This is a genomic window from Nitrososphaera sp. (assembly GCF_036397675.1).
Taxonomy (GTDB): Archaea; Thermoproteota; Nitrososphaeria; order Nitrososphaerales; family Nitrososphaeraceae; genus Nitrososphaera.
Genome location: NZ_DASWIL010000027.1, coordinates 96,323 through 117,805, shown reverse-complemented (window position 1 = coordinate 117,805; position 21,483 = coordinate 96,323). Strand labels below are relative to the sequence as shown.

At 56.4% G+C, this 21,483-nt stretch carries 18 protein-coding genes; 2 read left to right on the top strand and 16 right to left on the bottom strand.

What is annotated here, in order from left to right; all coding sequences use genetic code 11:
- Positions 1-26: 26 nt before the first annotated feature.
- From VGA14_RS06290 to VGA14_RS06260, 7 genes are all read right to left on the bottom strand, one after another.
- Entirely contained in the window at positions 27-257 is a 231-nt protein-coding gene (locus VGA14_RS06290) for a hypothetical protein (protein ID WP_331002898.1), read from the bottom strand.
- Positions 254-1,261 carry a UDP-N-acetylglucosamine-1-phosphate transferase gene (locus VGA14_RS06285; protein ID WP_331002897.1) on the bottom strand — a complete coding sequence of 336 codons (1,008 nt, stop codon included), beginning with the start codon at positions 1,259-1,261 and terminating at the stop codon, positions 254-256. Before VGA14_RS06285 ends, VGA14_RS06290 begins: the two co-directional genes overlap by 4 nt.
- On the bottom strand, positions 1,258-3,387 hold the full coding sequence (locus tag VGA14_RS06280) for a DEAD/DEAH box helicase (RefSeq protein ID WP_331002896.1): 2,130 nt from the start codon (positions 3,385-3,387) through the stop codon (positions 1,258-1,260). Before VGA14_RS06280 ends, VGA14_RS06285 begins: the two co-directional genes overlap by 4 nt.
- 36 nt (positions 3,388-3,423) lie before the next feature.
- On the bottom strand, positions 3,424-3,555 hold the full coding sequence (locus VGA14_RS06275) for a hypothetical protein (RefSeq protein WP_331002895.1): 132 nt from the start codon (positions 3,553-3,555) through the stop codon (positions 3,424-3,426).
- Positions 3,556-3,579: 24 nt separating this feature from the next.
- The gene (locus tag VGA14_RS06270; RefSeq protein WP_331002894.1) at positions 3,580-3,771 is read right to left on the bottom strand and encodes a hypothetical protein; all 192 of its coding nucleotides are present in this window, start codon (positions 3,769-3,771) and stop codon (positions 3,580-3,582) included.
- A gap of 88 nt (positions 3,772-3,859) precedes the next feature.
- Positions 3,860-5,932, bottom strand: coding sequence for a minichromosome maintenance protein MCM (locus tag VGA14_RS06265; protein ID WP_349257147.1), 2,073 nt, complete (start codon positions 5,930-5,932; stop codon positions 3,860-3,862).
- Positions 5,925-6,458, bottom strand: a complete 534-nt coding sequence (locus tag VGA14_RS06260; RefSeq protein ID WP_331002893.1) for a hypothetical protein — start codon at positions 6,456-6,458, stop codon at positions 5,925-5,927. The genes VGA14_RS06265 and VGA14_RS06260 overlap by 8 nt, the downstream gene beginning before the upstream one ends.
- A 165-nt stretch (positions 6,459-6,623) precedes the next feature.
- On the opposite strand from VGA14_RS06260, the gene VGA14_RS06255 reads away from it, so the two are divergent.
- Complete coding sequence (locus VGA14_RS06255; protein ID WP_349257146.1) at positions 6,624-7,571, top strand: replication factor C small subunit; 948 nt, start codon at positions 6,624-6,626, stop codon at positions 7,569-7,571.
- Here the strand turns inward: VGA14_RS06255 and VGA14_RS06250 are convergent.
- The gene (locus tag VGA14_RS06250; RefSeq protein WP_331002891.1) at positions 7,568-7,840 is read right to left on the bottom strand and encodes a hypothetical protein; all 273 of its coding nucleotides are present in this window, start codon (positions 7,838-7,840) and stop codon (positions 7,568-7,570) included. The genes VGA14_RS06255 and VGA14_RS06250 overlap by 4 nt on opposite strands.
- A gap of 226 nt (positions 7,841-8,066) precedes the next feature.
- Between VGA14_RS06250 and VGA14_RS06245 the strand changes: the two genes are divergently transcribed.
- Positions 8,067-8,885 carry a pirin family protein gene (locus VGA14_RS06245; protein WP_349257145.1) on the top strand — a complete coding sequence of 273 codons (819 nt, stop codon included), beginning with the start codon at positions 8,067-8,069 and terminating at the stop codon, positions 8,883-8,885.
- Here VGA14_RS06245 and VGA14_RS06240 read toward each other — a convergent pair.
- The 8 genes from VGA14_RS06240 to VGA14_RS06205 all read right to left on the bottom strand — a co-directional run bounded on the left by VGA14_RS06240 (position 8,882) and on the right by VGA14_RS06205 (position 21,467).
- Positions 8,882-9,946 (bottom strand): patatin-like phospholipase family protein, encoded by a 1,065-nt coding sequence (locus tag VGA14_RS06240; RefSeq protein ID WP_331002889.1) that lies wholly within the window; start codon positions 9,944-9,946, stop codon positions 8,882-8,884. The two genes, VGA14_RS06245 and VGA14_RS06240, sit on opposite strands and share 4 nt — an antisense overlap.
- 32 nt (positions 9,947-9,978) lie before the next feature.
- A complete protein-coding gene (locus VGA14_RS06235; RefSeq protein WP_331002888.1) occupies positions 9,979-12,282 on the bottom strand; it encodes an FTR1 family iron permease in 2,304 nt (767 codons plus the stop codon).
- Positions 12,283-12,413: 131 nt separating this feature from the next.
- Positions 12,414-13,019, bottom strand: a complete 606-nt coding sequence (locus VGA14_RS06230) for a 30S ribosomal protein S7 (RefSeq protein ID WP_331002887.1) — start codon at positions 13,017-13,019, stop codon at positions 12,414-12,416.
- Positions 13,016-13,453, bottom strand: a complete 438-nt coding sequence (locus VGA14_RS06225; RefSeq protein ID WP_331002886.1) for a 30S ribosomal protein S12 — start codon at positions 13,451-13,453, stop codon at positions 13,016-13,018. Before VGA14_RS06225 ends, VGA14_RS06230 begins: the two co-directional genes overlap by 4 nt.
- Positions 13,446-13,922: a NusA-like transcription termination signal-binding factor gene (locus VGA14_RS06220; protein WP_331002885.1), complete on the bottom strand. Its 477-nt coding sequence runs from the start codon at positions 13,920-13,922 to the stop codon at positions 13,446-13,448. Before VGA14_RS06220 ends, VGA14_RS06225 begins: the two co-directional genes overlap by 8 nt.
- Before the next feature lie 94 nt (positions 13,923-14,016).
- A complete protein-coding gene (locus VGA14_RS06215; RefSeq protein ID WP_331002884.1) occupies positions 14,017-14,322 on the bottom strand; it encodes a ribosomal L7Ae/L30e/S12e/Gadd45 family protein in 306 nt (101 codons plus the stop codon).
- Positions 14,319-18,128 (bottom strand): DNA-directed RNA polymerase subunit A', encoded by a 3,810-nt coding sequence (locus VGA14_RS06210; protein WP_331002883.1) that lies wholly within the window; start codon positions 18,126-18,128, stop codon positions 14,319-14,321. Before VGA14_RS06210 ends, VGA14_RS06215 begins: the two co-directional genes overlap by 4 nt.
- A gap of 12 nt (positions 18,129-18,140) precedes the next feature.
- Positions 18,141-21,467 carry a DNA-directed RNA polymerase subunit B gene (locus VGA14_RS06205; RefSeq protein WP_414690233.1) on the bottom strand — a complete coding sequence of 1,109 codons (3,327 nt, stop codon included), beginning with the start codon at positions 21,465-21,467 and terminating at the stop codon, positions 18,141-18,143.
- Positions 21,468-21,483 lie beyond the last annotated feature (16 nt).

Below are 21,483 nucleotides of genomic sequence, written 5' to 3'. Positions count from 1 at the left end.
TATATTAATAGTTATGAATTCCGGCTCTAGTTTGACGGTAGTTTTCTGTTCACGTAGGCTCGCTTTAAGCGGCTGAGCGCAAACACAAAGAGCACCACCGCCGCGATGGCTATTACCGCCTGGATCAATGAAACGAATATCCTCGGGATCTCCCCCCTCATGCCTTCGACGGGCGCCACGACCAGCACGAGAAATGCGGCGATCGCAAGCAACATGGCCCACATTCCGGTGATAAAGAGCTTTAGTGCCAGACTCACCTCACCACCAGGAAATAGTACTGCAAGATAATTGTAGCAAAGGCTAGCAACGCGGAAAATATTGCAAGCCGGAATATCTTTTGTGCCACCGCTTCTTCCGAGAGCGGCCCGTCTGCAAGTATCAGTCTGACAAGCGTCGCCGGGGCGGCCCTATCCTTCGATGCAGCGAGCCGAAAGTCGTCGAGGATTGCGACAGGCCGGGCCTTGACCTGCCTGTGCTCGGCAAGGCGCTTGACGCTTGAGAGGAACAGAAACGAGTTTATGACCGCAGGCAGGAGGGCGACCACGCCTATTACCTCGGCCTTGCCTGCGATCGCCAGCGAGCCGTACATGGCTCCAAGGAGCAGCGTGCCAGAGTCGCCTGGGAAGATCCTGCTCGGGTACTTGTGGTACTTGAAGAACGCAAGTGCGGCAAAGAGCAGCGGCAGGCCGGCAAGAAACACGTAGATGTTGCCAAATATCGCACTTGCCGCAAGGAGCGGCACGCATGCTATGGCCAAAACGCCGCTTGCCACGCCGTTCAGGATGTCGATGGAGTTTAACGTGTTGCCGGCGACCGGCATTATCACGAATATGAGCGGGATGTAGAGCAGCGGTATGAAGGTGCTTCCGAACACCAGGTTCAGGTGGCTGCCGTGCGCGTTGAACGCAATTATCGGTATTGCAGCCAGCAAAAGCGCGGCCGGCTTGAACCAGCCGGGCATGACGCGCCTGTCGTCGACGTAACCTACCGCGAACGCTATCGCAGTTGCCGAAAGGATGGCAAGGACACCATAGTTCATCGTGAACGCAAAGAGCACTAGCTCGGCAGCCGCTATCCCTGCCATCAGCACCGGCCCACCGGGGCGGGGCACCGGCGGCTTGCCGGGCTTGTGGTAGTCCTGCACCACGCTCCCCCTTGCAACAAGCGACCTTATCGCCGCAGGCGTCAGGAAATACACGGCAAGAAACGAAATTGCAGAGACGACTACCCCGTACGCGAGGACTTCGTAACCTTCGGTCACTGCGCCTGCCTCCTTGCCTCAAGCTGCACTTTTAGTTTTTCTGCGAAGGCAGCTCCTATCTTGGGCACCGACGCCAGCTTTGCCTGCGGCGCCTTGGCTATCGCAGAAACGCTGGCAAAGCCTGCCAGATACAGCGCCCTTGCGCGCACCCTGCCCACGCCCTCGAGCGCGACCAGCGGCATCAACTCTTCCTTTATGCCGTAGCGTATGCGGGTGCGCATTCCGGCAAGTTCCGCAAGCAAGTCTTCCCTACCCGTTAGTTTGGCCACCTCGTACATCGCATGCGCGAGCCACTGGCCGGTCTCGACCATCCTGTGTATGTCTCCCGGCTCGACGCCCAGTCTGTCTCCCATAGGCCGATCGCCTGTCTCCTCCACCCATTCCGCGAGCGCCCAGAAGCTCCGCGAGCAGTCGTACTCGCTCACCTCGTACAGCAGTTCGTCCCGCCTTTCCTGCAAGAGGAGACCGACCTCGTCATAGTCCTTCTTGCGCAGCGAAAGCACAGGATAAAAGTCCGGGCTCGTTGTAAGCAGGTGGATAAAGCCAAGAGTGTGCCTGCGCCGGCCCTTGTCTATCTTGCCAAGCGCATCGCGGAACGCGACTGCAGTCTGCGGGTCGACGTACAGGAGCGAGGTTTTCTTGCCAAACTCGGTGGCGACGTACCGGTCGCTCTTTTTCTTGACGAGCTCTTCCAGCTCTAAATATTCGAGCGCGGACTCGACCTTGAACTCGACCGTGGCCCGGCGGAACTGCCGGGCAAAGAGCGTGCTTGCAAACACGGACATTATCTCCGGCTTTTTCATCCCAGGCATCGATGCTATGGTGGAAAGCAGGTGGAACCTCACCGCCCTGTCGCTTGCGAGCTGCGACCTCAAGGGCTCTGGCGTGCCGAGCACGTAGTGGTCGTAAAGCTCGTCTCCAGAGACAGACGACTCGGCAACTATTATGGCCTCGCCGGCAGTGTCGTATTTGGGCCGGCCGGCCCGGCCGCACAATTGCTTGTACTCCATGACGCTTATCGGGACGGTGCCGCCGTAGCCGGCGTCGTAGCGGAGTATGCTTGCGACAACCACGCGCCTTGCGGGAAGGTTGACGCCCGCTGCCAGGGTCGGCGTCGCAGTCAGCAGTTTCACCACGCCTTGCTTGAACGAATCTTCCACTATCTGCCTGCTCGACGGCCCGAGGCCGGCATGGTGGAAGGCAACACCCTTGGCCACCAGCTGCGCTAGCGTGCGCGTGAGCTCTGCATCGTCGCCCCTGTCAAGTATCTCTGCCGACGCCTTTGCAGCCTGCTCCTTTGCAACCTTGTCGAGGCGTTTGTACACTCCCTCCGCCGCCTTTGCCGCCAGGGACGCGGCGCGCTTTCTTGTTTCTGCAAATATCAGCGCCTGCCCGCCCCCGTCGAGTGAGTCGATTGCTAAATCTACCGCGGGTGTGACTCCCTGCTCCACCCGAAACGTCCGGCTGTCGCCCATCCTGACCGAGCCGTACTCGTAGACGCCTTCGACCAGCTTTGTGGGACGCCAGCTGCTCTCGACGAGCCCGCACGAGAGCCAGTCGGCTATCTCGTCGGCGTTAGAGACAGTCGCTGAAAGCGCGAGTAGCTGCGAAGCGGGATATAGCTTCCTGATGCGCGTGAGCATCATTTCAAGCGTCGGCCCCCGCTCCCTGTCACCCAGCAGGTGCACTTCGTCTGACACGAACAGCCCCACGTCGCCGAGCCACTCTGCTCCGTGGCGGAACAGCGTATCCATCTTTTCGTTGGTAAGCACGATAACGTCGGAAAATGCAAGCTCCTTGCCCGCAGAGTCGTAATCGCCCGTTGACACGCTCACCTTCGGCTTGTGGCCCGTGCCAAGGTCTATGCCCTCAAGCGCCTTCAGATCCTGCGCCTTTTCGCTCGCAAGGGCGCGAAGCGGCGTCAGGTAAACGGCCTTTTGCCCCTTCTGCAATGTCTTTGCGATTGCCATCATGGCTATCAGGGTCTTGCCGCTTGCAGTCGGCGTCGTGACAAGCACGCTCTTGCCTGCAAGTATGCCTGCCGTTATCGCCTTTTCCTGCGGCGGGTACAGCGAATCATAACCAAGGCTTGATAGTATGGCGCCAACCGTGATGTCCTGTTCCATGCGGCCTTGATGTTATCAGATACGCCCGGTATTATCTTAATTGCCGTAACTGCCCTGACAGCCACTTGACATAGGCACTTCTGTCCTGCGCACCTCTATTGCCTGGACGCACAACCGCCTCACCGATTCTTTGTGGCGCAGGATGTAATATGGCTGCTCGTCGACCATTTCTGCAGCAAGTCTGGAAACTGCTCATATGTCGCAGACCTTTTCGCTGTGCGGCACGCCGTTTCCCTGCAGAAGGTGCGTCAGCTCGTGCGCTATCGCAGTCGAGCTGGCGTTGGGCTGGAGCGCTATTTGCTGCGGGCTGGCCCAGCTACGGGCAGTCCCGGCAAGCCACGAGCCTTTGCGGATAAAGCCGCATTTTACCTGCCCGTCCTGCAATTCCGGAAAGAGCGACTAGACCTGCAGCATGCTTCCTTGAAGGCGAGGCCAGACTGCGCTTCTGCCACCTTTGTAAAGACAAGCAAGCCTAGGCCTTGGCCCAGAAGCCGGGCCTTCTCTCGTATATCCTGCCTTCGCGGGAGAACCTGTTTATCTGAACTCGGGCTTCTTCTTCGGAGAACCGGCCCGTCTTGGCAAGCTCTGCCACCAAGTTCTTTTCCTCAACCTCACTGTTGTCGGTGCCCGAAAGACCGTTGAACACTTCCATGAATAGCTTTTGCTTGCTCACCTCGCTCTGCGGCTTGCCGTACAAGACACCCACGTCCATCTTGCCCGTGTTGACGTCGACTCCCGCTGTCTTTAGCATCTGGTCGACAAGGTATATCGCCCTGTTGGCGTCGTCGGCGTCCACGTTCTCCTTCAGCAATAGCCTGGCGCGGGCAGTGGCAAGCCTCACCAGGCCTTCAAGCTGCCTTGGCGTGACTGTTATCATTCCCTCCGAATCGACCTTTCTCATGTCCATGTAGTAGCTGCGGATGATGTCGATGGCCTCGGTTGTGAGCGCCGGCTCACCCCTCTTGGCGAAGGTCAGGTACTTTGAAAACAGGTCAATTTCTATGACCGGCTTGGCGGCGTGCTCGATATCCCTGTGGATCTCCAGTATGTGGCTTGCAATCAGATTGTCCCTGTCCTTCTCTGGGATGTCGCGAACGATGAATATCAAGTCGAACCTGGTCAGGAGCGGGACCGGCAGGTTCACGTTCTCGGTGATGTTCTTGTACGGGTCGTACTTGCCGTACATCGGGTTTGCTGCCGAGAGTATGGACGTTCTCGCGTTCAATGTTGCGACTATGCCGCCCTTTGCCACCGAGCAGGTCTGCTGTTCCATGACCTCGTGGAGCGCCGAGCGATCCTCTGGCTTTATCTTGTCAAATTCGTCGATGCAGACGAGACCCTGATCGCCAAGCACGACTGCACCTGCTTCAAGCATCATTATCCCAGACTTGTCGCGGAGGACTGCGGCAGTCAGGCCTGCGGCCGTCGAGCCGCGGCCAGAAGTGTATAACCCGCGCGGCGCGATTTTTGCAGCAAATTTCAGCATTTCGGATTTGGCAGTTCCTGGGTCTCCAACAAGCAAAACGTTGATGTCGCCCCTGCGCGCCGAGCCGTCTCCTAACTTCTTTGTGACAGAGCCTACTATCAAAAGCAGAATGGATTCTTTTATCACTTCCTGCCCGTATATGTGAGGCGCAAAAGAAGCGACCAGCTTCTCGTAGGCGTCCGGCTTGCTCGCAATGGTGCGGATCTGCCTTTCATCTTCCGTGCTTATCGCGACACGCTCGACTGAGCGGGTGTCCTTGCTCCCGGCCCTGCCCCCCAGGTACTCGATGTTGTTGCCTTCCATGCGGAGCCGGAACAGGCTTGTCTTGACCTGCGGTGCAAGTTGCTCGGCTTCAATCCTGACTATGCCGGTTAGCATCACCCTGTCGCCGGGCCGGCACTGGTCCACCAGGTCGCCTATGACGGTGACTTCCATATAGTGCGGCAACTGCCCGGCCGGCAGGTCCTCTGGGAGTTCCTGAAGGCGCACCATCTGGAAATCGACGAATATGCTGTTCTCCGGGTCCATCTCCAGCTCCTTCTCGCCGCATGCGGAGCACTTCGTGGGCTTTTTCATGACGAGTCCTTTAAGCATAGATTCGGTGGGCGCGCCGCAGTTAGTGCACTTGTACGTCACCTTCTTTGCAAGCGGCTTGACCTCCGACGAGCGGACGACCATGCCGGACACGCTCACAAGTTTATCGATGAGGTCGGCGTTTATGTCGCGAAGCCCTTTGGAGACCGTGTAGTTGCCTATCCTAACCCTTATCTTGTCGCGGATTTCTTGCTCATAATCAGGGTGGATCTCCCGCAAGATAGAGAGCGCGGCCTCGTCGAACGCGGCGAGCATCCCGTCGGGCTTGTGTGTGAGCATCTTGGCCAGGTCTGGGTTGTACGTGTCAAAGTCGATATAGTCGACGGAAAGCGACTGGGTGTTTTGCGCCATCATGTCGTTTATCCGATCAAAGTATCGGTATTTGCCGTCCTTGTCTCTGAACGCCTGCAAGAATTCCTTCAGCTTGTCCGCGTACGCCGCCGTCGTGGCCTGCTGCTCAGTCAGAATTCAGCACCCCCTTCTTGAATTTCACGGAAGCGTCGTGGATAACGTGATACAGTTCGCGCTCTTCTGCCGCAAGCTTGCCTTCAAGCTCACCAGAAAGCGGCGACGCTCCCGCCAGTTTCACGATCTTGCCCAGCCTTGACGCCACGAACGTGTTCAATGACACAACGAGGCTGGCGCGCTCGCGGTCCTTGAGTCCTTCTAGGTAGTCGTTCACCCTGACGTAAAAGTCGATGTCGATGCCTGACAGGTCGTGGGGCCTCGATATCCGCTCGCGGTTCAGCGTGCGCGAGATGTGGGCCGCGGTGTCGTTCTGTTGTATCTCTACCGCGCCCTCTTTTTCGAGCATCTTGGCAAGCCAGCGCGGGATCGAAGACATATCGCCTTCTTTGGCGTCTACTCCCACGCTCCCGACCGTCAGCCTGACGTCCTTTTTGTAAGAGATGCGCACCTCCTCGTTCACGTAGTTGATGCGGTAGATGTCCTGTATAGCTTGTATCTTGGGCTCAGAAGTAGCATCGGCCATTTCAGTTAAATTGTAAAGGCAATTATTCAGTTATATCTTTTCTCAGGGCAGCTTTAGCTAAGCTCTCAGCTAGCTCGAGCTAGCTTTGAGCGTGACAGCAATCTATTAATTCGTTGGCAGTCGTCAAAATGACGTTTGTCAAAAAAGAGCGACCTTGCCAGCCTCATGTGGACGGAAAAGTACCGCCCAAGGAAACTTGAGGAGATAGTCGACCAGAAAGACATCATAACGGGCATCACCAACCTTGTCAGAAGCCCAGACATACCGCACATGCTCTTTTCCGGGCCTGCAGGCGTCGGCAAGACGACGGCGGCGCTTTGCATCGCAAGGGAGATTCTTGGAGACGAATGGCGCAAGAACACGCTCGAGCTGAACGCGTCTGACGAGCGCGGGATAAAGATGGTGCGCGAGCGCGTCAAGGAATTCGCAGCATCAGTGAAACTGGCAACTGACAAGGATTTTGACAAGCCCAAGATAATCATACTCGACGAGGCAGACGAGATGACGCAGGAGGCGCAGACCGCGCTGCGCAGGATTATAGAAGACAGCGCGCGGACTACGCGCTTTATCATAGTTTGCAACTACCTTTCGCAGATCATTGGTCCAATACAGAGCAGGTGCGTCGTTTTCAGGTTCACGCGCCTGCCAAAGGGAGACGTCATCGAGCATCTGAAGATGATATCCGGCAAGGAGAAGATAAAGTTCGAAGAAAAGGCCCTCGAGCAAATATACGAATCGACGAGAGGCGACCTGCGCCACTCGATAAACGTGATGCAGGCCGCGGCTGGCATGGGCACTGTCAACATGACAAACGTGAACGCTGCCATCGGGATTTCGGGCAGGTCCAAGGTCGGAGAAATATTGAAGTTGGCGCTCGCCGGCAAGTTCAACGACGCCCGGATAAAGTTGCTGGAGCTGACGCAGGTGTACGGCATGTCAGAGATTGATTTTCTAAAGTACGCAAACCAGGAAGCGTACGACTTAAAGCTTGAAAACCCCGGCGAGTTTGCCGCACTTATGGCAGAGTACGACTACCGCCTTGCTTCGGGCGCGCACCCAGAAATACAGTTGGCAGCGTTGCTTGCGCAGCTTGGCAGGCTCAAAAAGGGCTAATATTCTTCCTCGAACTCTTCGCCCGAGTCCTCTTCTTCTGCCTCTTCAAAGTCTTCTTCGAGCTCCTCGCGCTCCTCCGCGCTCTTGTATGGAAGGTCGGCTTCGCCGGGCGCGCCGCACACTGGGCACTTGAACTCTATCGTCTGCCCTTCGAGGTCAAGCGGGAACTCTTTCTGAAAGACCTCGTCGCACTTTGAACATACAAGGGTTGTCTGTATGCTGTCTTGGCTGAACTTGTGCGCCTGCACCCTGAAAGAGGTGTTTGCCAATATTCGACTTGGTATAGGCCAAGTCCTTTTTTATAAGCGTTCTTTTTTTCAGACTCCGGCTGAAAATATATCACAATATTCGCCAGAAAAATGCGAAAATCAGGTGAGCGCATGCTTATCAGGTCAGGTGCCAATAACAGAGCTAGTAAGTTATTACTACTGTCCTTAAATACGCCGGCGGGCACATTATTGCGTGAACAGATCGGCAAGAAGCATAGTAAACAGTATGGAAACGCTCGAGGGCGAAGGCGTCCTGGTGCACAGGGCGTTCCCCACGGGAGCGCTGCGAGAGCTCGACCCGTTTCTACTCCTCGACGAGATGGGTCCGAGGGACTTTGCGCCAGGCGAGCTTCATGGGATACCCGACCACCCGCACAGGGGCTTTGAGACTGTCACCTACCTGCTTGAAGGCAGTTTTGAGCACAGGGACTCGCGTGGGCATGCAGGCCGGCTCGGTCCCGGCGACGTTCAGTGGATGACCGCCGGCGCAGGCGTCGTGCATTCTGAGATGCCGGCAAAGGACTTTGCACAGGCTGGAGGCAAGTTGCACGGGTTCCAGCTGTGGGTCAACCTGCCAAGGCGCGACAAGATGATGCAGCCAAGATATCAGGAGGTGCCATCGTCAATGATACCGGTCGCCCAGAACGATAGCGTCGAGGTGCGCGTCATAGCCGGTGAATCGCTTGGCGCAAAAGCGGTCATCGACACCAGAACCCCGATAATGTACCTGCATGTCACGCTAAAGCAGGGCGCAAAGTTCGAGCAGGCAGTGCCATCCGATCATAACGTGTTTGCCTACGTTGTAGAAGGCCAAGGAGCGTTTGGTGGGAAGGAAGCAGGCAGGGGTCAGGTGGTGGTGTTTGGCAGGGACGGCGACAGCGTGTCCATGGCTGCAAATACTGCGATGGACGTTCTTTTGATTGGCGGTGTCCCGCTGAACGAGCCGGTCGCAAGGTACGGCCCGTTTGTCATGAATGCTCCTGAAGAGATACAGCAGGCAATCGAGGATTACCGCGCAGGTAGGATGGGTGCAATAAAGAACTAGGGCGCCCCGCCAAGCGCCCGCTCTGCGTCCTCCTCGCCCTGTTTTATCAGCTTCTTGATCGTCGTGGCAGAAAAGTCGGCGTCTTCGAACATAAAGTGCACGTCTTCCTTGCGTTCTATCTTTACCACCTCTTCTATTATCGCGCCCCTGACAGTGGCAACCTTGTGGTATTCTTTTTCAAGTTTCAGTAACCTGCCCTTCATCTCGCCGTTTAGCTCGGCGTTCGAAAGCATGTCGTGCATCTCGTTCAAGAGCTTCAGGTGGCGCTTGATTATCTTTGACATCCTGATGTTGTGGTCTGTCTTATCGCTGTACATGATGTCCCGCGCCCGGTGGAGCGAATCGAGCAGGTTCTCAGGCAGCTTGTCCTGCCGCGACGGGAACAGGTTGACGATGTAGACGCGCTTGTCGTTACTAGGCGAGGCATGAATGACTTCCCTCAGTGGCGTGTTGCTCATAAGGCTCCCGTCCCACAGGTAACGCCCATCTACCTTCGTCCAGGCAATGCCGTAGAACGGAAAGCCGGCGCACCCAGCAAGGTGGTCTGCAGATATGTGCTGCGCTTGGCTGTCAAATACCACCGACTCGCTCGTCTTGACGTCGATCGACGTGACTATCAGCCGCGGCCTGTTGCCCGGCGATAGTCTGGAAAAATCGACGTATTGTGCAAGCGTCTTTTTGAGCGGGCCGAGATCGTATAGGTAGGGCATGCTGGCCGGCAGAATCATTGGATTCCAGAGCGGCTGGAACATGTTTGCGTTGCCCCAGAGCGCGCTAAAGGTCGCGGCGGTCATGCTGCGAAACATGTCCGAAAGCGCAGCTGGCGTCATGCTTTCCGATATGTGCAGCCAAAAGTCTTCCAAGTCCTTTGCAGGCTGGTCGCTCTTGGAGCCTGCGATAATTCCGGCGTTTATTGCGCCGATAGACGTGCCAGAAACGATATCAAATTTTATGCCACGTTTTTCAAGCCCCTTGTAAACGCCGCACTCGTAGGCGCCAAGCGATCCCCCGCCCTGCATGACAAGGACCGTCTCAAACGTGGGCTTGCTCCTTACCTGCATTACGGGCTATACGCCTTTCACGCTTTTAAGGGCTAGTGGTCTTCGACATCGATGTCGGCCTGCTTGCTCACAAGGTCCGCACGGGACTTCCTCGCGGACTCTACCATTCTCTGGCGCCTCGGCTTCAGCACAAGCACGTACATCGACCCTGCCAGGTACACGGCGAGGAGCACCACCTGCGCGATTATTGTCTCCAGCGTCGGGTGGATGCCTGTCATGGTTGCCAGATTGATGTCAAGTCTTGGGACCGTTCCGATAAGGTGCGTCGTCTGTATGTATCCGACCTCCTGGAACTCCCGGATGGCGTTGCCCATGAACGCGATTGACATGTAGGCGCCAATGCCCATCGTGAGCCCGAAAAGCACGCGCAGCGGAAGTTTCCTGCCTAGTTTGCGGACCAGAAACGTGGTCGCCACTATGACGGCAAGCCCCGAGATGAGGCCTGCCGCCACGTACCACTCCATGTATTTTGCAAACGAGAGCATGGCCTGGTAGAACAGCACCGTTTCAAAGCCTTCCCGGTAGACCGTAAAGAAGGAGAGCATGACAAACACCATGACGCTCCCGGTGGTAGTTGCCTTCCACACCTTGGCCTTGACAAACTCGATCCACTTTTTGGTCTCGACCTTGTTCAGTATCCAGAAGCTGACCCAGAACAGCACGGCGACCGCAGAGATGCCGGCTATGGCCTCTATCAGCTCCCGGCCTGCGCCAGAGATCTCGATGATGTATTCGGCGGCAAACCAGGTCGCGGCGGTGCCGGCAAACGCAAGGACTATGCCGTAATAGACGTGCTTCTTGAATCGCTCGTTCCTCGACGCCTCAAGGTAGGTGAGGATGGCGCCTATTATGAGCGCGGATTCCAGTCCTTCGCGGAATATAATTGAAAACGACGTGGAAAAGGCTATGGTTGGAGCAACTATGCCGGTCCCGGATACGAGGCGCTCTGACTCGTCAAGGCCGTTCTTTATCTCGGCGGTTTTCGCAAGCACCTGCTCGTACGGCGCGCCTGCCTGCATCAGGTTACGAAGTTCTGCAAACTTGATTTCCATGTCAAGCGTAAAGTCTGGATCGATTGGTCTCAGCGGAAGCTCCACATTTTCATAGCTGTCCAGGTACGCGGAACGCGCTGTGAGCAGTGCTCCGTCTTTGTTGCCCTCTTGGTACAGGCGCAGGGTCTCGTCCAGCTTGATCCTTATCTGGTCTATGTCAGCCCGAACTGCGGCCTTGGCCGCGTCTTCCGCCTCGCCCCTTTCCAAGCGCTCGCCCTGGTAGGTGTCAAAGCCCTGACTTAGGCCTTCGATGTCTGCAAAGCCCGCCTGCGCAGATCCGCTTGTTCCCTGCAGCTCGGGGTCGCTGTCAAGTATTGCCTCGGCGTCATCCAGTTTCACAAGTATGCCGTCTAGGAAATTTTCAATGGCTGCAGGCGAATTTCCGGCCTTTATCATCTTGCGGAGTTCCTCGCGCATCTCTAATTCAATCGTGACCATCAGCTCTGGGTCGTGCTTCTCTATTGGCGCTTCCAGGTACTCATAGTTGTCAAGGTACGCCGTAATTGCGGCCTGGTCCGCGGCGCGGTAGTCACCGGCCTTAACCGAGTCAACTACCTGCGCCAAGAGCGTACGTATTGTCGCAAAGTACTGCGTGTGCTGGCCGCCAGTTGCGCCCGAGCTGACCGTCAGTTCTTCAGAAAGGTCGCGCTCTATTGCCTGCACAAGGCGGGAAAAGTCCTGCAAGGGTGCCTTCTGCTCCAGAATGGTGTCGAGCTCTGCAATGAACGAGTTTATCTCCTCGCTGCGCCTAGCGTCGACGAAGTCTGATATGTCTCGATATTTCGATTTTGCCACCTGCACCAACCCCTGCGCGCTCTCATAGTCTACAGAGTTTGCGCCAGACTCGGACAGCTCATATGACTGGACTGCGTCTCGCAGCAGGAACACCACTGCCTGCGATGCCATGCCCTTGTCTGCGGCAAGCGCCGGCATAGCAAGTATGCCATCTACCATCCCTTCGATCCTCTGTATTTCAGCGTGCGTTTCTTGCGCCGACAGCCCGCCGGACTTTATCTTTAGGGACAGGTCTGTAAGAGCCGATTCCAGCTGAGTCGACTTTTGGCTATCGACTGTCTGCAGTTGTGGCTTGACTGCAGGGAATATCGTCGTGTGTGAGATGAATGCATGGGCAAAGGCGCTTTCCGAATCGTCGGCGTCGACTTGCTGCTGTGTTAGCAAAAGTTGTGCCCTTATCCTTTCCATGTTGACGATGATGATGAGGGCGCGGGCGTCCTCCGTCTGGGCGGAGGCAACCGAAGGTGCAAGCACCGCAAGGGCAGTCATCAAGGCCAACGCCAAAGCAATTTTTCTCATCGCAAACCACCGGACCGCCCGCCAGGCGGCACAATTAGGCTTACCTAATTCCTGACTATATTTAAACCATGATTGCGATTTCAGAAAAGGAAAAGGGAGGCTTACCTTGAAGCCATCGCGATTCTTTCTTGCTCGTTCTTTTTCTTGACGGCGTGGCTCGCCATGTCGTTGTTCGATGCAAGGATTATCTCCTTAGCCAGCGCCTCTTCGACTGTCTGCGGGTTGCGGTAAGCCGATTCCTTGACGCCTTCTGCTATGAAGCGCAGCGCGAGGTCGATCCTGCGCAACGGAGCGACGTCGACTGACACGTGGTAGACGACGCCACCGTACACTATGCGTGTGGTGTCTTCGTTTGGCGACGAGTTTTCTATAGCGCGAACGAGAAGTTCCACGGGATTCTTGCCCGTCTCAAGGTGAATGATGTCGAAAGCGGTCCGGACCATGTTGAGCGCGCGCGCTTTTTTGCCGCCCATCCTGCCGGTGTTCTTGGCATATTTCTTGCCAAAGTGCATCATCTTGTTTGCAAGGCGCTCGACAATGTTGACCTCGGCCTTTTTCAGCCTCTGGTGCTCGTGCCTGCCAAAGGTATTAGGGATCACGGCCGGCTTTAGCGAGATCACTGTCTTTAGTCCGGGGTCCGTGATACCGATTTCCTTCGTCTCCCACTTGTTGAACAACATGATGTTTACCTGCTCTTTTCCGCTCATCTTCTCGGCTTCTCCTTTCTGCCGTAAACCAGCTCTATGAGCGAAACGCCGTTTACTTTGAATACCTGCCACCTGACGCCGGGGATGTCGCCCATTGCGCCACCCATCGAGCCGCCGATGCCTTCAACCATGACCTCGTCGTGCTCGTCGACAAAGTTGAGGGCACCGTCCCTCGGGAGAAAGGCTGTGACCGACTTACCGTTTTTAATCAGCTGCACCCTGACGCACTTGCGCACGGCAGAGTTTGGCTGCTTTGACTCTATTCCTACCTTTTCTAGCACTATGCCCCTTGCCTGCGGCGCGCCCTCGAGGGGGTTTGCCTTCTTGTCGAGCATGAGCATGCGCCTCTTGTAATACTTGTCTGCCCATCTGCCGCGGCTCTTCTTGCTTCTGAGCACGCCGCCGGCGAATAACCCTAGTGGAGATTTACCCATCCATATTCACCCTGTTTGTTAGCTGCTGTTCCGGACTTGTAATCAAAACATTGGTTATATTGAAGTATCGCTTTGCAAGGAGCCTGGCCTTCTCGGCGTTGCGACCTTCCCTGCCGACTACTGCGCCCTTTTTCCTAGGATCGACTGTCACTATGGCCTGCTGGCTGCCGTCCATCCGCTCGCTCATGCGCACGTCGCTCACAATGTCGCCCCCAAGCATGTTGCGGATAAACTCTGCAGGGCTGTCTGAAAACTCTACAAGCTCGACCTTGCGCCCGACGACACTCTGCAGCTGCTTTATGGTGACGCCGCCCTTGCCTATCGCAAGGCCCATCTGACCCTTGTTTACGACGAAAATTACGCGGTCCATCTTTTCGTCGACTATGCAATCCCGGGCGGTTGCGGAAGTCACGCTCGAGAAAAGTGATATTAGTTTCAGTTCGTCAGAAGTCAGCTTGATCTCCGTCATCACAGCGTCCCTCTGGCGTACGGCCTTGACGACAACAGAAAATGCATGACCAAGATGTCCAATTTAAGTCTGGCGCCTCGAGAAAATCCTGGATTTACGCGCCCCTTTCATCCATGACGGCTTTGATTTGCGCGTCCGTCCCACTCTGGATGGCTATTGCCGTGACCCTGAAAGGCTTGTTGCACAGCTTGCCAAGTTGCACCGAGTTGCCGTCGAATTCACAGATAGCGACATTTGTGGACCTGGCGTGCTCGTCGAGTTTTGCCCTGTCCGCAGCGTTCAATGACTTTGACAGAACTATCAGTTTCGAGCTCTTGGCCGCCTGCAGGACCTGCTTTGTTCCGCTCTTGTAATTGTCTGCCGCCACGGCGTCTTTTACGAGTTTTTCAAGCGATTTCATTCTTCTTTCTTCCCTTCCTTGACCTTCATGTACAAGTCAACCATTCCGGTGCCGACGGGTACTGTGGCGCCTACTATAACGTTTTCTGTGACACCCTTTAGCGTTTCTATCTGTCCTTCAAGCGCCGCCCTTGCTATCGTCGGAACGGTGATCTCGAACGCGGCGCGCGCGAGCACCGACGTCTTTGTGCCGGCGATGCCGTGCCTGCCTATCTGCTGCAAATAGCCCTTTGACGTCATCAGGTCTGCAACGAGCATGATGTGGCGCACGTCGACCTCGAGGCCCTGTTCTTCAAGTGTGTTCGTTACCTCCTTGACGAGTGCAGTCCTTGCGGCCTCTATGCCCAGCGTCTGCCATATCTCATAGACATTGTTCGTGGTGATGCGCGAAGTGTCCACGCCGTCCACGATTACGACTTTTGCAAGGTTGGAGCCGGCCGTCTGGATGACCCATTCCTCGTCCTGCTTGACTATGGTGACGCGCTCGATGTCAGGCACGCCCTTTACGCGCGTGTTGAGGAGCTTGTTCTTGAGCGTAAGCAGCGTCTGCGCGTCGGGCGCGTCGGGCACCGTCACCTTGATGAAGCGCTTGCTCTCGCTCATCTTGACCTCGTACTTCTTCTTGGCACCTTCAAGCGCGGCGTTTGCCTCTTCAAGCGTGCACCCGCGCTCGGCAAGCTTGGCCTCGGAAAAGTGGAACGTCAGCACGCCCTCGTAGTCTGTCTCCGACTTGTCTATGAGGTCGCCCACCTGCGTGAACAGTATGTCACGTGCAACCTCAAGGGCCTTTTCGCGTGACGCGCGATGCTCCTGGTCCAGGTAGATGTCCATCGTCGGCGTCACGGGCTTTTTCCTTGCGTCCACAAGCTCGATGAGCCTTGGAAGGCCGAGGGTGACGTTGCGCTCTTTTACTCCGGCAAAGTGGAACGTCCTGAGCGTCATCTGCGTGCCGGGCTCGCCTATCGACTGCGCGGTCACGACGCCTATTGCCTCTCCCGGCTCTGCAAGCGCCCTGTCCACCAGGTCTAGCACCTTCTTCATGACCTTTTCGACGCCTTCCTTGCTGAGCTTGTTCTCGAGCAGCGCCTTTTCGAGGCCGGCGCGCATCCTCGGGTTGAGTCTTGTGCCGTGCTCGTCGACTAGCTTCTTGATGGCGTCTTCGGTAGCCTTGCGTCCTTCGTCCACTATCGCTTCGGCTTCAATCAGCCTAGAGATGTTAACTGCCTCGCCGTGGTCGCTTTTTGCCGGGTCTATGCCGTCCTCGCCGTACAGGTATTGGACGATGTTGCCGTGCGGGTCCCTGACCGTCTGGTCGTATTCGATCTTCAGGTGCTCTAGCGCGTTGATGAGCCTCCTCTGCATGTAGCCGGACTGCTGAGTCCTGACTGCGGTATCTACAAGGCCTTCCCTGCCGCCCATGGCGTGGAAGAAGAACTCTAGCACGCTCAGGCCGTCGCGGTAGTTGGACTTGACAAATCCCTTTGCGTCAGGGTTTGCCTCGTTGTGAATGTAATGCGGGAGCGCGCGGTTGCGGTAGCCTTTCTGTATGCGCTTGCCGCGTATGGACTGCTGACCAAGCGCTGCTGTCATCTGCCCGATGTTCAGTGTTGAACCTCTGGCGCCTGTCGAGGCCATGATGATTCCCGAGTTGTCGTCTGGAAACGCCCTGTCTGCTGTCCTTCCGGCGCGGTCGCGTGCGCGCGACAGCTCGTTGACAACATAGAGCTCCAGAGCCTCCTCCGCGGACAGACCCCTTGTCAGCGGCAGTGTGCCGTCGTTGTACTGTTGGATGAATTCCTTGACCTTGTCATAGGTCTTTTGGATGACGTCAGATATCTCCTGCCTCGTCTCCGGCGAGAGCCAGAGGTCCGAGTAGCCGTAGGTAAAGCCACGGTGCGTAATGTACGTCTTTAGCATTATCAGTATCGAGTCGAGGAACTTGCGCGCGGCGTCGGTGCCGTAGTCTTTGGCTATCCTGTGCAGTACGGAGTCCGGCTCTTCCGCTCCTATGGACGCCTTATCGATTACGCCGGAAATGAGCTGGCCGTTCTTTATCACGACGTCCTTGCCCTCGCCTTTTGACGCCTTGTTCCACTTGCTTGTGATGACAAAGTTAAAGTCCTTGGGTAGAAACAGCGAGAAGAGTTGCCTGCCGCTGTAAAGCTTCATCCCGTCCTTTGTCACCGACGGCTCTGGGAGCGGGCCCTTGTAGTCGCCGATGAGCGCAAGGTTTGCAAACTCGTCCCTAGTAAGGACCGTTTCGTCACGCGTCAGCATGAAGGCACCGGTGATAAAGTCGCGTATGCCGCCGATTATGGGGCCGCCGTACCTAGGAGATATGATCTGGTCCTGGACGCGCATGAGGAGCGTGGCTTCCGCCCTTGCCTCTTCGCTCTGCGGGACGTGCAGATTCATCTCGTCTCCGTCAAAGTCTGCGTTGTATGGCGGGCAGACTGCCGGGTGCAAGCGGAACGTCCTGTACGGCAGGACGACTACAGAGTGTGCCATTATAGACATCCTGTGGAGCGACGGCTGGCGGTTAAAGATCACGATGTCGCCGTCAAAGAGGTGGCGCTCTACTACATAGCCGGGCGCCAGAGAATCGGCGATGGTCTTTCTGTCCGTGACATAGTCCAACCTTATCTTGACGCCGTCCGGCCTGATAATATAGTTGGCGCCTGGGTAGTTGTTGGGCCCGTTTGTCACGAGCCCCTTAAGCCTTTCAAGGTTCCACTGCAACACGGTCTCCGGAATTGTCAGCTTTTTGGCGACGTCGGTCGGAACGCCCACGTTGGATATGGCAAGGTTGGGGTCCGGCGAAATGACCGTCCTGCTGGAAAAGTCGACGCGCTTGCCCGACAGCGAGCCGCGGAAGCGGCCTTCCTTCCCCTTCAGCCTCTGCGTCAGGGTCTTGAGCGGCCTGCCCGACCTGTGGTGGGCCTGAGGAATGCCCGACACCTCGTTGTCAAAGTACGTCGTCACATGGTACTGCAGAAGGTCGACGAGGTCCTGCACGATGAGCGGCGGCGTCCCTGCCTCCTTGCTCTCCTTCAGGCGCTGGTTGACGCGTATGATGTCCACGAGTTTATGGGTCAGGTCGTCTTCGGATCTGATGCCCGTTTCAAGAATGATGGACGGCCTTACAGTGACCGGCGGTACCGGCAGCACCTGCAGCACGAACCACTCGGGCCTTGCAGTCGACGGGTCGTAGCCCAAGAGCGTAAGGTCGTCGTCCGGCACGTGACTCAGGCGCTCGCGGATTGTTATTGGCAGGAGGCGGTTCTCGCCGGCCTCGGTCCTCTCGACGAATATCGTGGGCTTTGTGAATATGAGATCGTATTGCTCTTTGCCGCAGTGTGGGCAGGTCTTAACCTTTTTTGCCTTCTCGATGATCTCTTCGCGGATGTTTTCAAGCGTGATCACGGCATAGGGCGCTTTGCTGTCTCTGATTGCCTTGTGGCCGGCAAGGTTTTCAGGGTCAAGCTTTATCCTGTTGCACGACCTGCAAGTCGTCAGCAGTAGCTTGTGCACGTCGTCAACAAAGGCGATGTGCAGCACCGGCTCTGCCAGCTCGATGTGGCCAAAGTGGCCGGGGCACTTGGCAGACGTGTTGCCGCACGTCGCGCATTTTTGGCCCGGTTCAAGCGTGCCAAGGCGGTTGTCCATGAGACCGCCCTGCACCGGCATGCCGTCCTCGTCGTACGTCTCCGGCGCCGTGACTTCGGCGACTGAGAACTTGCGGACTTCGGTCGGCGACCAGACGCTGAACTTTATCCCACCGAGGATCTTTGCAGATTCTTCCATCATCGAAATTCCCCCTTACACCTTCTCCTTGGTTATCAGCCGGGGAGCGACGTTGAGGCTCATCATCTCCTGCAGGAGCAGCTTGAATGCATATGCGATAACTACGGACGATATCTTGGCCTTCTCTCCGCAGACCCTGCACACGTACCTGCGCTGCTTGACGTCGTAGTATGCAAGCAGGCCGCAGCGTTCGCAAACGTTGACCTCCGCCTTGTCAGACTCTTCGAGCAGGCGGTCCTTGAGCATCATGGACGCGCCGTAGGCAATGAGGCAGTCGCGCTCCATCTCGCCGAACCTGAGGCCGCCACCTCGGGCCCTGCCTTCCGTCGGCTGCTTCGTCAACATTTGCACTTGTCCGCGTGCGCGGCTGTGGATCTTGTCTGCGACCATGTGGTGCAGCTTTTGATAATAAACAACACCGACGTAGACATCTGCTGGGAAGCGCTTGCCGGTCCTGCCATCGTACATTACCTCCTTGCCTGTATATTTGAATCCGTACTGCTCCATCGCGCCCTTGATGTCGTCAAGTTTCTCGCCTAGGAATGCAGAGCCGTCGACTATTTTGCCCCGGAGCGACGCGGCCTTGCCGCCAAGCGACTCCATGAACATGCCAACGGTCATCCTTGACGGGAAGGCGTGTGGGTTGATCATGACATCAGGCACTAGACCGTCTTCCGTGTACGGCACGTCCTCTTGGTTGACTAGCATACCCACGACTCCTTTCTGGCCGTGCCTTGAGGCGAACTTGTCGCCGATTTCCGGGATGCGCATGTCGCGCACACGGATCTTGTACATCTTGCCTCCCTCCACGGATTGCGTGATGATGACGGTGTCGACGACACCGTTCTCTGACGGCCTGACGCCGACCGAGGTGTCGCGTCTGTACGGGCCTTTTACTTCAAATTCCTTGTACTCCTCCATGAACCTTGGTGGAGACGTCCTACCGATCAAAATGTCACCGCCGTTCACCACAGCTTCGTCCATGATTGCGCCGTCTGCTTCAAGCAGGCGGTACGACTTTTCTCCGCGGTAGCCCCGGATGTTGGCATCTGCCTGCGGCACCTCGAACGTGTCCTTCATGCCGCCTGGATACTGTTTCGCTTCGGCCTCGTAGATTCTGTAAAAAAACGTCCTGCCGAGCCCGCGGTCGACGGAGGACTTGTTGAAGACGACGGCGTCCTCTATGTTGTAGCCCTCAAACGGGAGCACTGCAACGACGCAGTTCTGGCCCGTAGGCCTGTCGTCGAGCCCGAGCAGGTTTATCGCCTTTGTGGAAACGACAGGTGTCTGCGGGTAGAGCATGAAGTGCTGGCGCACGTAGGTGCTTGCATTCATTAATGGCGTTGAAAAGCCAAGGGACTGCTTTGCCATAGCGCTCTCGTACGTGTTCCTTGGCGACTGGTTGTGCTCAGGGTATGGGATTATAGAAGCGCCGACGCCAAGTATCGCTGATGGGAATATCTCTAGATGCGTGTGGCCGTCTATCTTCTTTGGATCGATTGCGACGTACGAGTTCTCCTCTTCGTTTGCGTCTACGAGCTCGATGACGCCCATGTAGAGCATGTCCATCCATGACAGGAACTTTTTCGAGACTTTCTCTATCGTTTCAAGGGTCACCAGGGGCCTGTCGTCCTTCAGGACCACGAGCGGGCGCATGACCCTACCCGCGTTGCAGCTTATGTACAGCCTCTTTGTAGCCTTCTCGTTCTGCGAGCTGTAGAGGAATATGCCGACGTGTGGATGGATCTTGCCGGTGCGCCTCATGCTCCTGAGAGTCTCTGCAAGGTTCTCCCCCTTGTCCGCGTAGCCAATGAGCCTTCCGTCGACGAACACCCTTGTGCCGTTTGCGCGCAGCTTGTCGTTTGCCTCGTCCACGTTCTGGACTCCAAGCTCGTACAGCTTTTCTGTGACCTCGGCCGAGGGCACGTTGACAGAGATTATGGCAGAAAGCGCCAGGTTCTTTACAAGTCCGCAATTGGAGCCTTCAGGGGTCTCTGCCGGGCATATTCTGCCAAAGTGTGTCGCGTGAAGATCGCGGGCCTCAAAGTTCGGCTGGCTCCTGCTCAGAGGCGACTGTATCCTGCGCAGGTGGCTGATGGTGGACATGTAGTTTGTCCTGTCAAGCAGTTGCGTTACTCCGACCCTGCCCCGGCCCCAGTTGCCCGTTGCTATGGCGTTGTTCAGCTTGTCAGAAACGATGCCGGGCCGGACAGCTGCTGCGACTGCGTTGATGCCTCTCTTTTGCCCGGAACGCTCCAGCTGGTATTTCATGTCGCGTATCAGGTTGCGGAACGCCGTCCTGAACAGGTCTGCGAGCATCTGGCCTGCGAACTTTATGACCTTGTTGCCGTAATGGTCCTTGTCGTCGGGTTCTATCCAACCTAGCTTTAATTCTATGAGTTTACTTGCGGCCTCGCCCAGGAACAGGGCCTTTTCGTGTCTGTTCTCCGGGTTCTTACCGATGTGTGGCAGAAGCCCCCAGTCGAGCAGGGTCTCTGCCCTCTTTATCTGGAACTCTTCAAGCATGCCCGGCGCAATCCTCTTTGAGATGTAGACGATTGCGTCGCGGCTCGTGACCACATCGCCAGCCTTTTCAAACGACGGCTCCAGCTCGTCCTGAATTATCTGGTTGAGCGAAACGGAATCTGCGATGTCCTTGTCCGCTTCCAGCCCAAGCGCGCGGATAAGCGTAATGAGCGGTATGTCGACGGGCGAACCAGGTATCTTGGTAACTATCGAGCCATCGGGGCGCATAATGAGCTCGAGCTTTGCGCGGTAGCCGACTATAGACGAGTACACCTTAGCCTTGTACAGCATAGTCCCGGTCGTCTCTTCCGTGTCGACGATTATCTTGTTGTATGACAAGTCTTCGAGGCCGACAATTACGCGCTCTGACCCGTTGATTACAAAGTATCCGCCCGGGTCGCGTGGGTCCTCGCCAAACTCTACCAGCTTTGATTCCGGCAGGTTGTGCAGGATGCACGTGTTTGACTTGACCATAACCGGCATGTCGCCGATGTGGATGAAACGGGATTCCAGAATTTTGCCGTCCTCAACTACAGAGCATTCAAGCATTATCGGAGAAGCGTATGTAAGGTTGCGCAGTCTGCCTTCCATCGGCGCGACGTGCGTGATAGAGCCGTCAAGCTCCATTATCCTTGGCTGCTGCAGCTTGACTTTGCCGAGCTTTATCTTGTAAGGGTACTCGGCGGTTTCGATCTCTATCTCGCCAACTTCGTCGATGATGCTCTGGAGCCCGCGCTCCATGAACTCGTTGTACGAGTTCAGGTGCTGCCTTGCAACACCTTCCCTGCGCAAAATGTCATTGATAATGGGCCACATCTCGATAGAATTCTCT

Bases quoted from the DNA above. Each gene is read 5' to 3' on its own strand.
- VGA14_RS06280 (WP_331002896.1), bottom strand. From the start codon at position 3,387: ATGGAACAGGACATCACGGTTGGCGCCATACTATCAAGCCTTGGTTAT.
- VGA14_RS06275 (WP_331002895.1), bottom strand. From the start codon at position 3,555: ATGGTCGACGAGCAGCCATATTACATCCTGCGCCACAAAGAATCGGTG.
- VGA14_RS06260 (WP_331002893.1), bottom strand. From the start codon at position 6,458: ATGGCCGATGCTACTTCTGAGCCCAAGATACAAGCTATACAGGACATC.
- VGA14_RS06255 (WP_349257146.1), top strand. From the start codon at position 6,624: ATGTGGACGGAAAAGTACCGCCCAAGGAAACTTGAGGAGATAGTCGAC.
- VGA14_RS06245 (WP_349257145.1), top strand. From the start codon at position 8,067: ATGGAAACGCTCGAGGGCGAAGGCGTCCTGGTGCACAGGGCGTTCCCC.
- VGA14_RS06240 (WP_331002889.1), bottom strand. From the start codon at position 9,946: ATGCAGGTAAGGAGCAAGCCCACGTTTGAGACGGTCCTTGTCATGCAG.
- VGA14_RS06235 (WP_331002888.1), bottom strand. From the start codon at position 12,282: ATGACTGCCCTTGCGGTGCTTGCACCTTCGGTTGCCTCCGCCCAGACG.
- VGA14_RS06230 (WP_331002887.1), bottom strand. From the start codon at position 13,019: ATGAGCGGAAAAGAGCAGGTAAACATCATGTTGTTCAACAAGTGGGAG.
- VGA14_RS06225 (WP_331002886.1), bottom strand. From the start codon at position 13,453: ATGGGTAAATCTCCACTAGGGTTATTCGCCGGCGGCGTGCTCAGAAGC.
- VGA14_RS06220 (WP_331002885.1), bottom strand. From the start codon at position 13,922: ATGACGGAGATCAAGCTGACTTCTGACGAACTGAAACTAATATCACTT.
- VGA14_RS06215 (WP_331002884.1), bottom strand. From the start codon at position 14,322: ATGAAATCGCTTGAAAAACTCGTAAAAGACGCCGTGGCGGCAGACAAT.
- VGA14_RS06210 (WP_331002883.1), bottom strand. From the start codon at position 18,128: ATGATGGAAGAATCTGCAAAGATCCTCGGTGGGATAAAGTTCAGCGTC.
- VGA14_RS06205 (WP_414690233.1), bottom strand. From the start codon at position 21,467: ATGTGGCCCATTATCAATGACATTTTGCGCAGGGAAGGTGTTGCAAGG.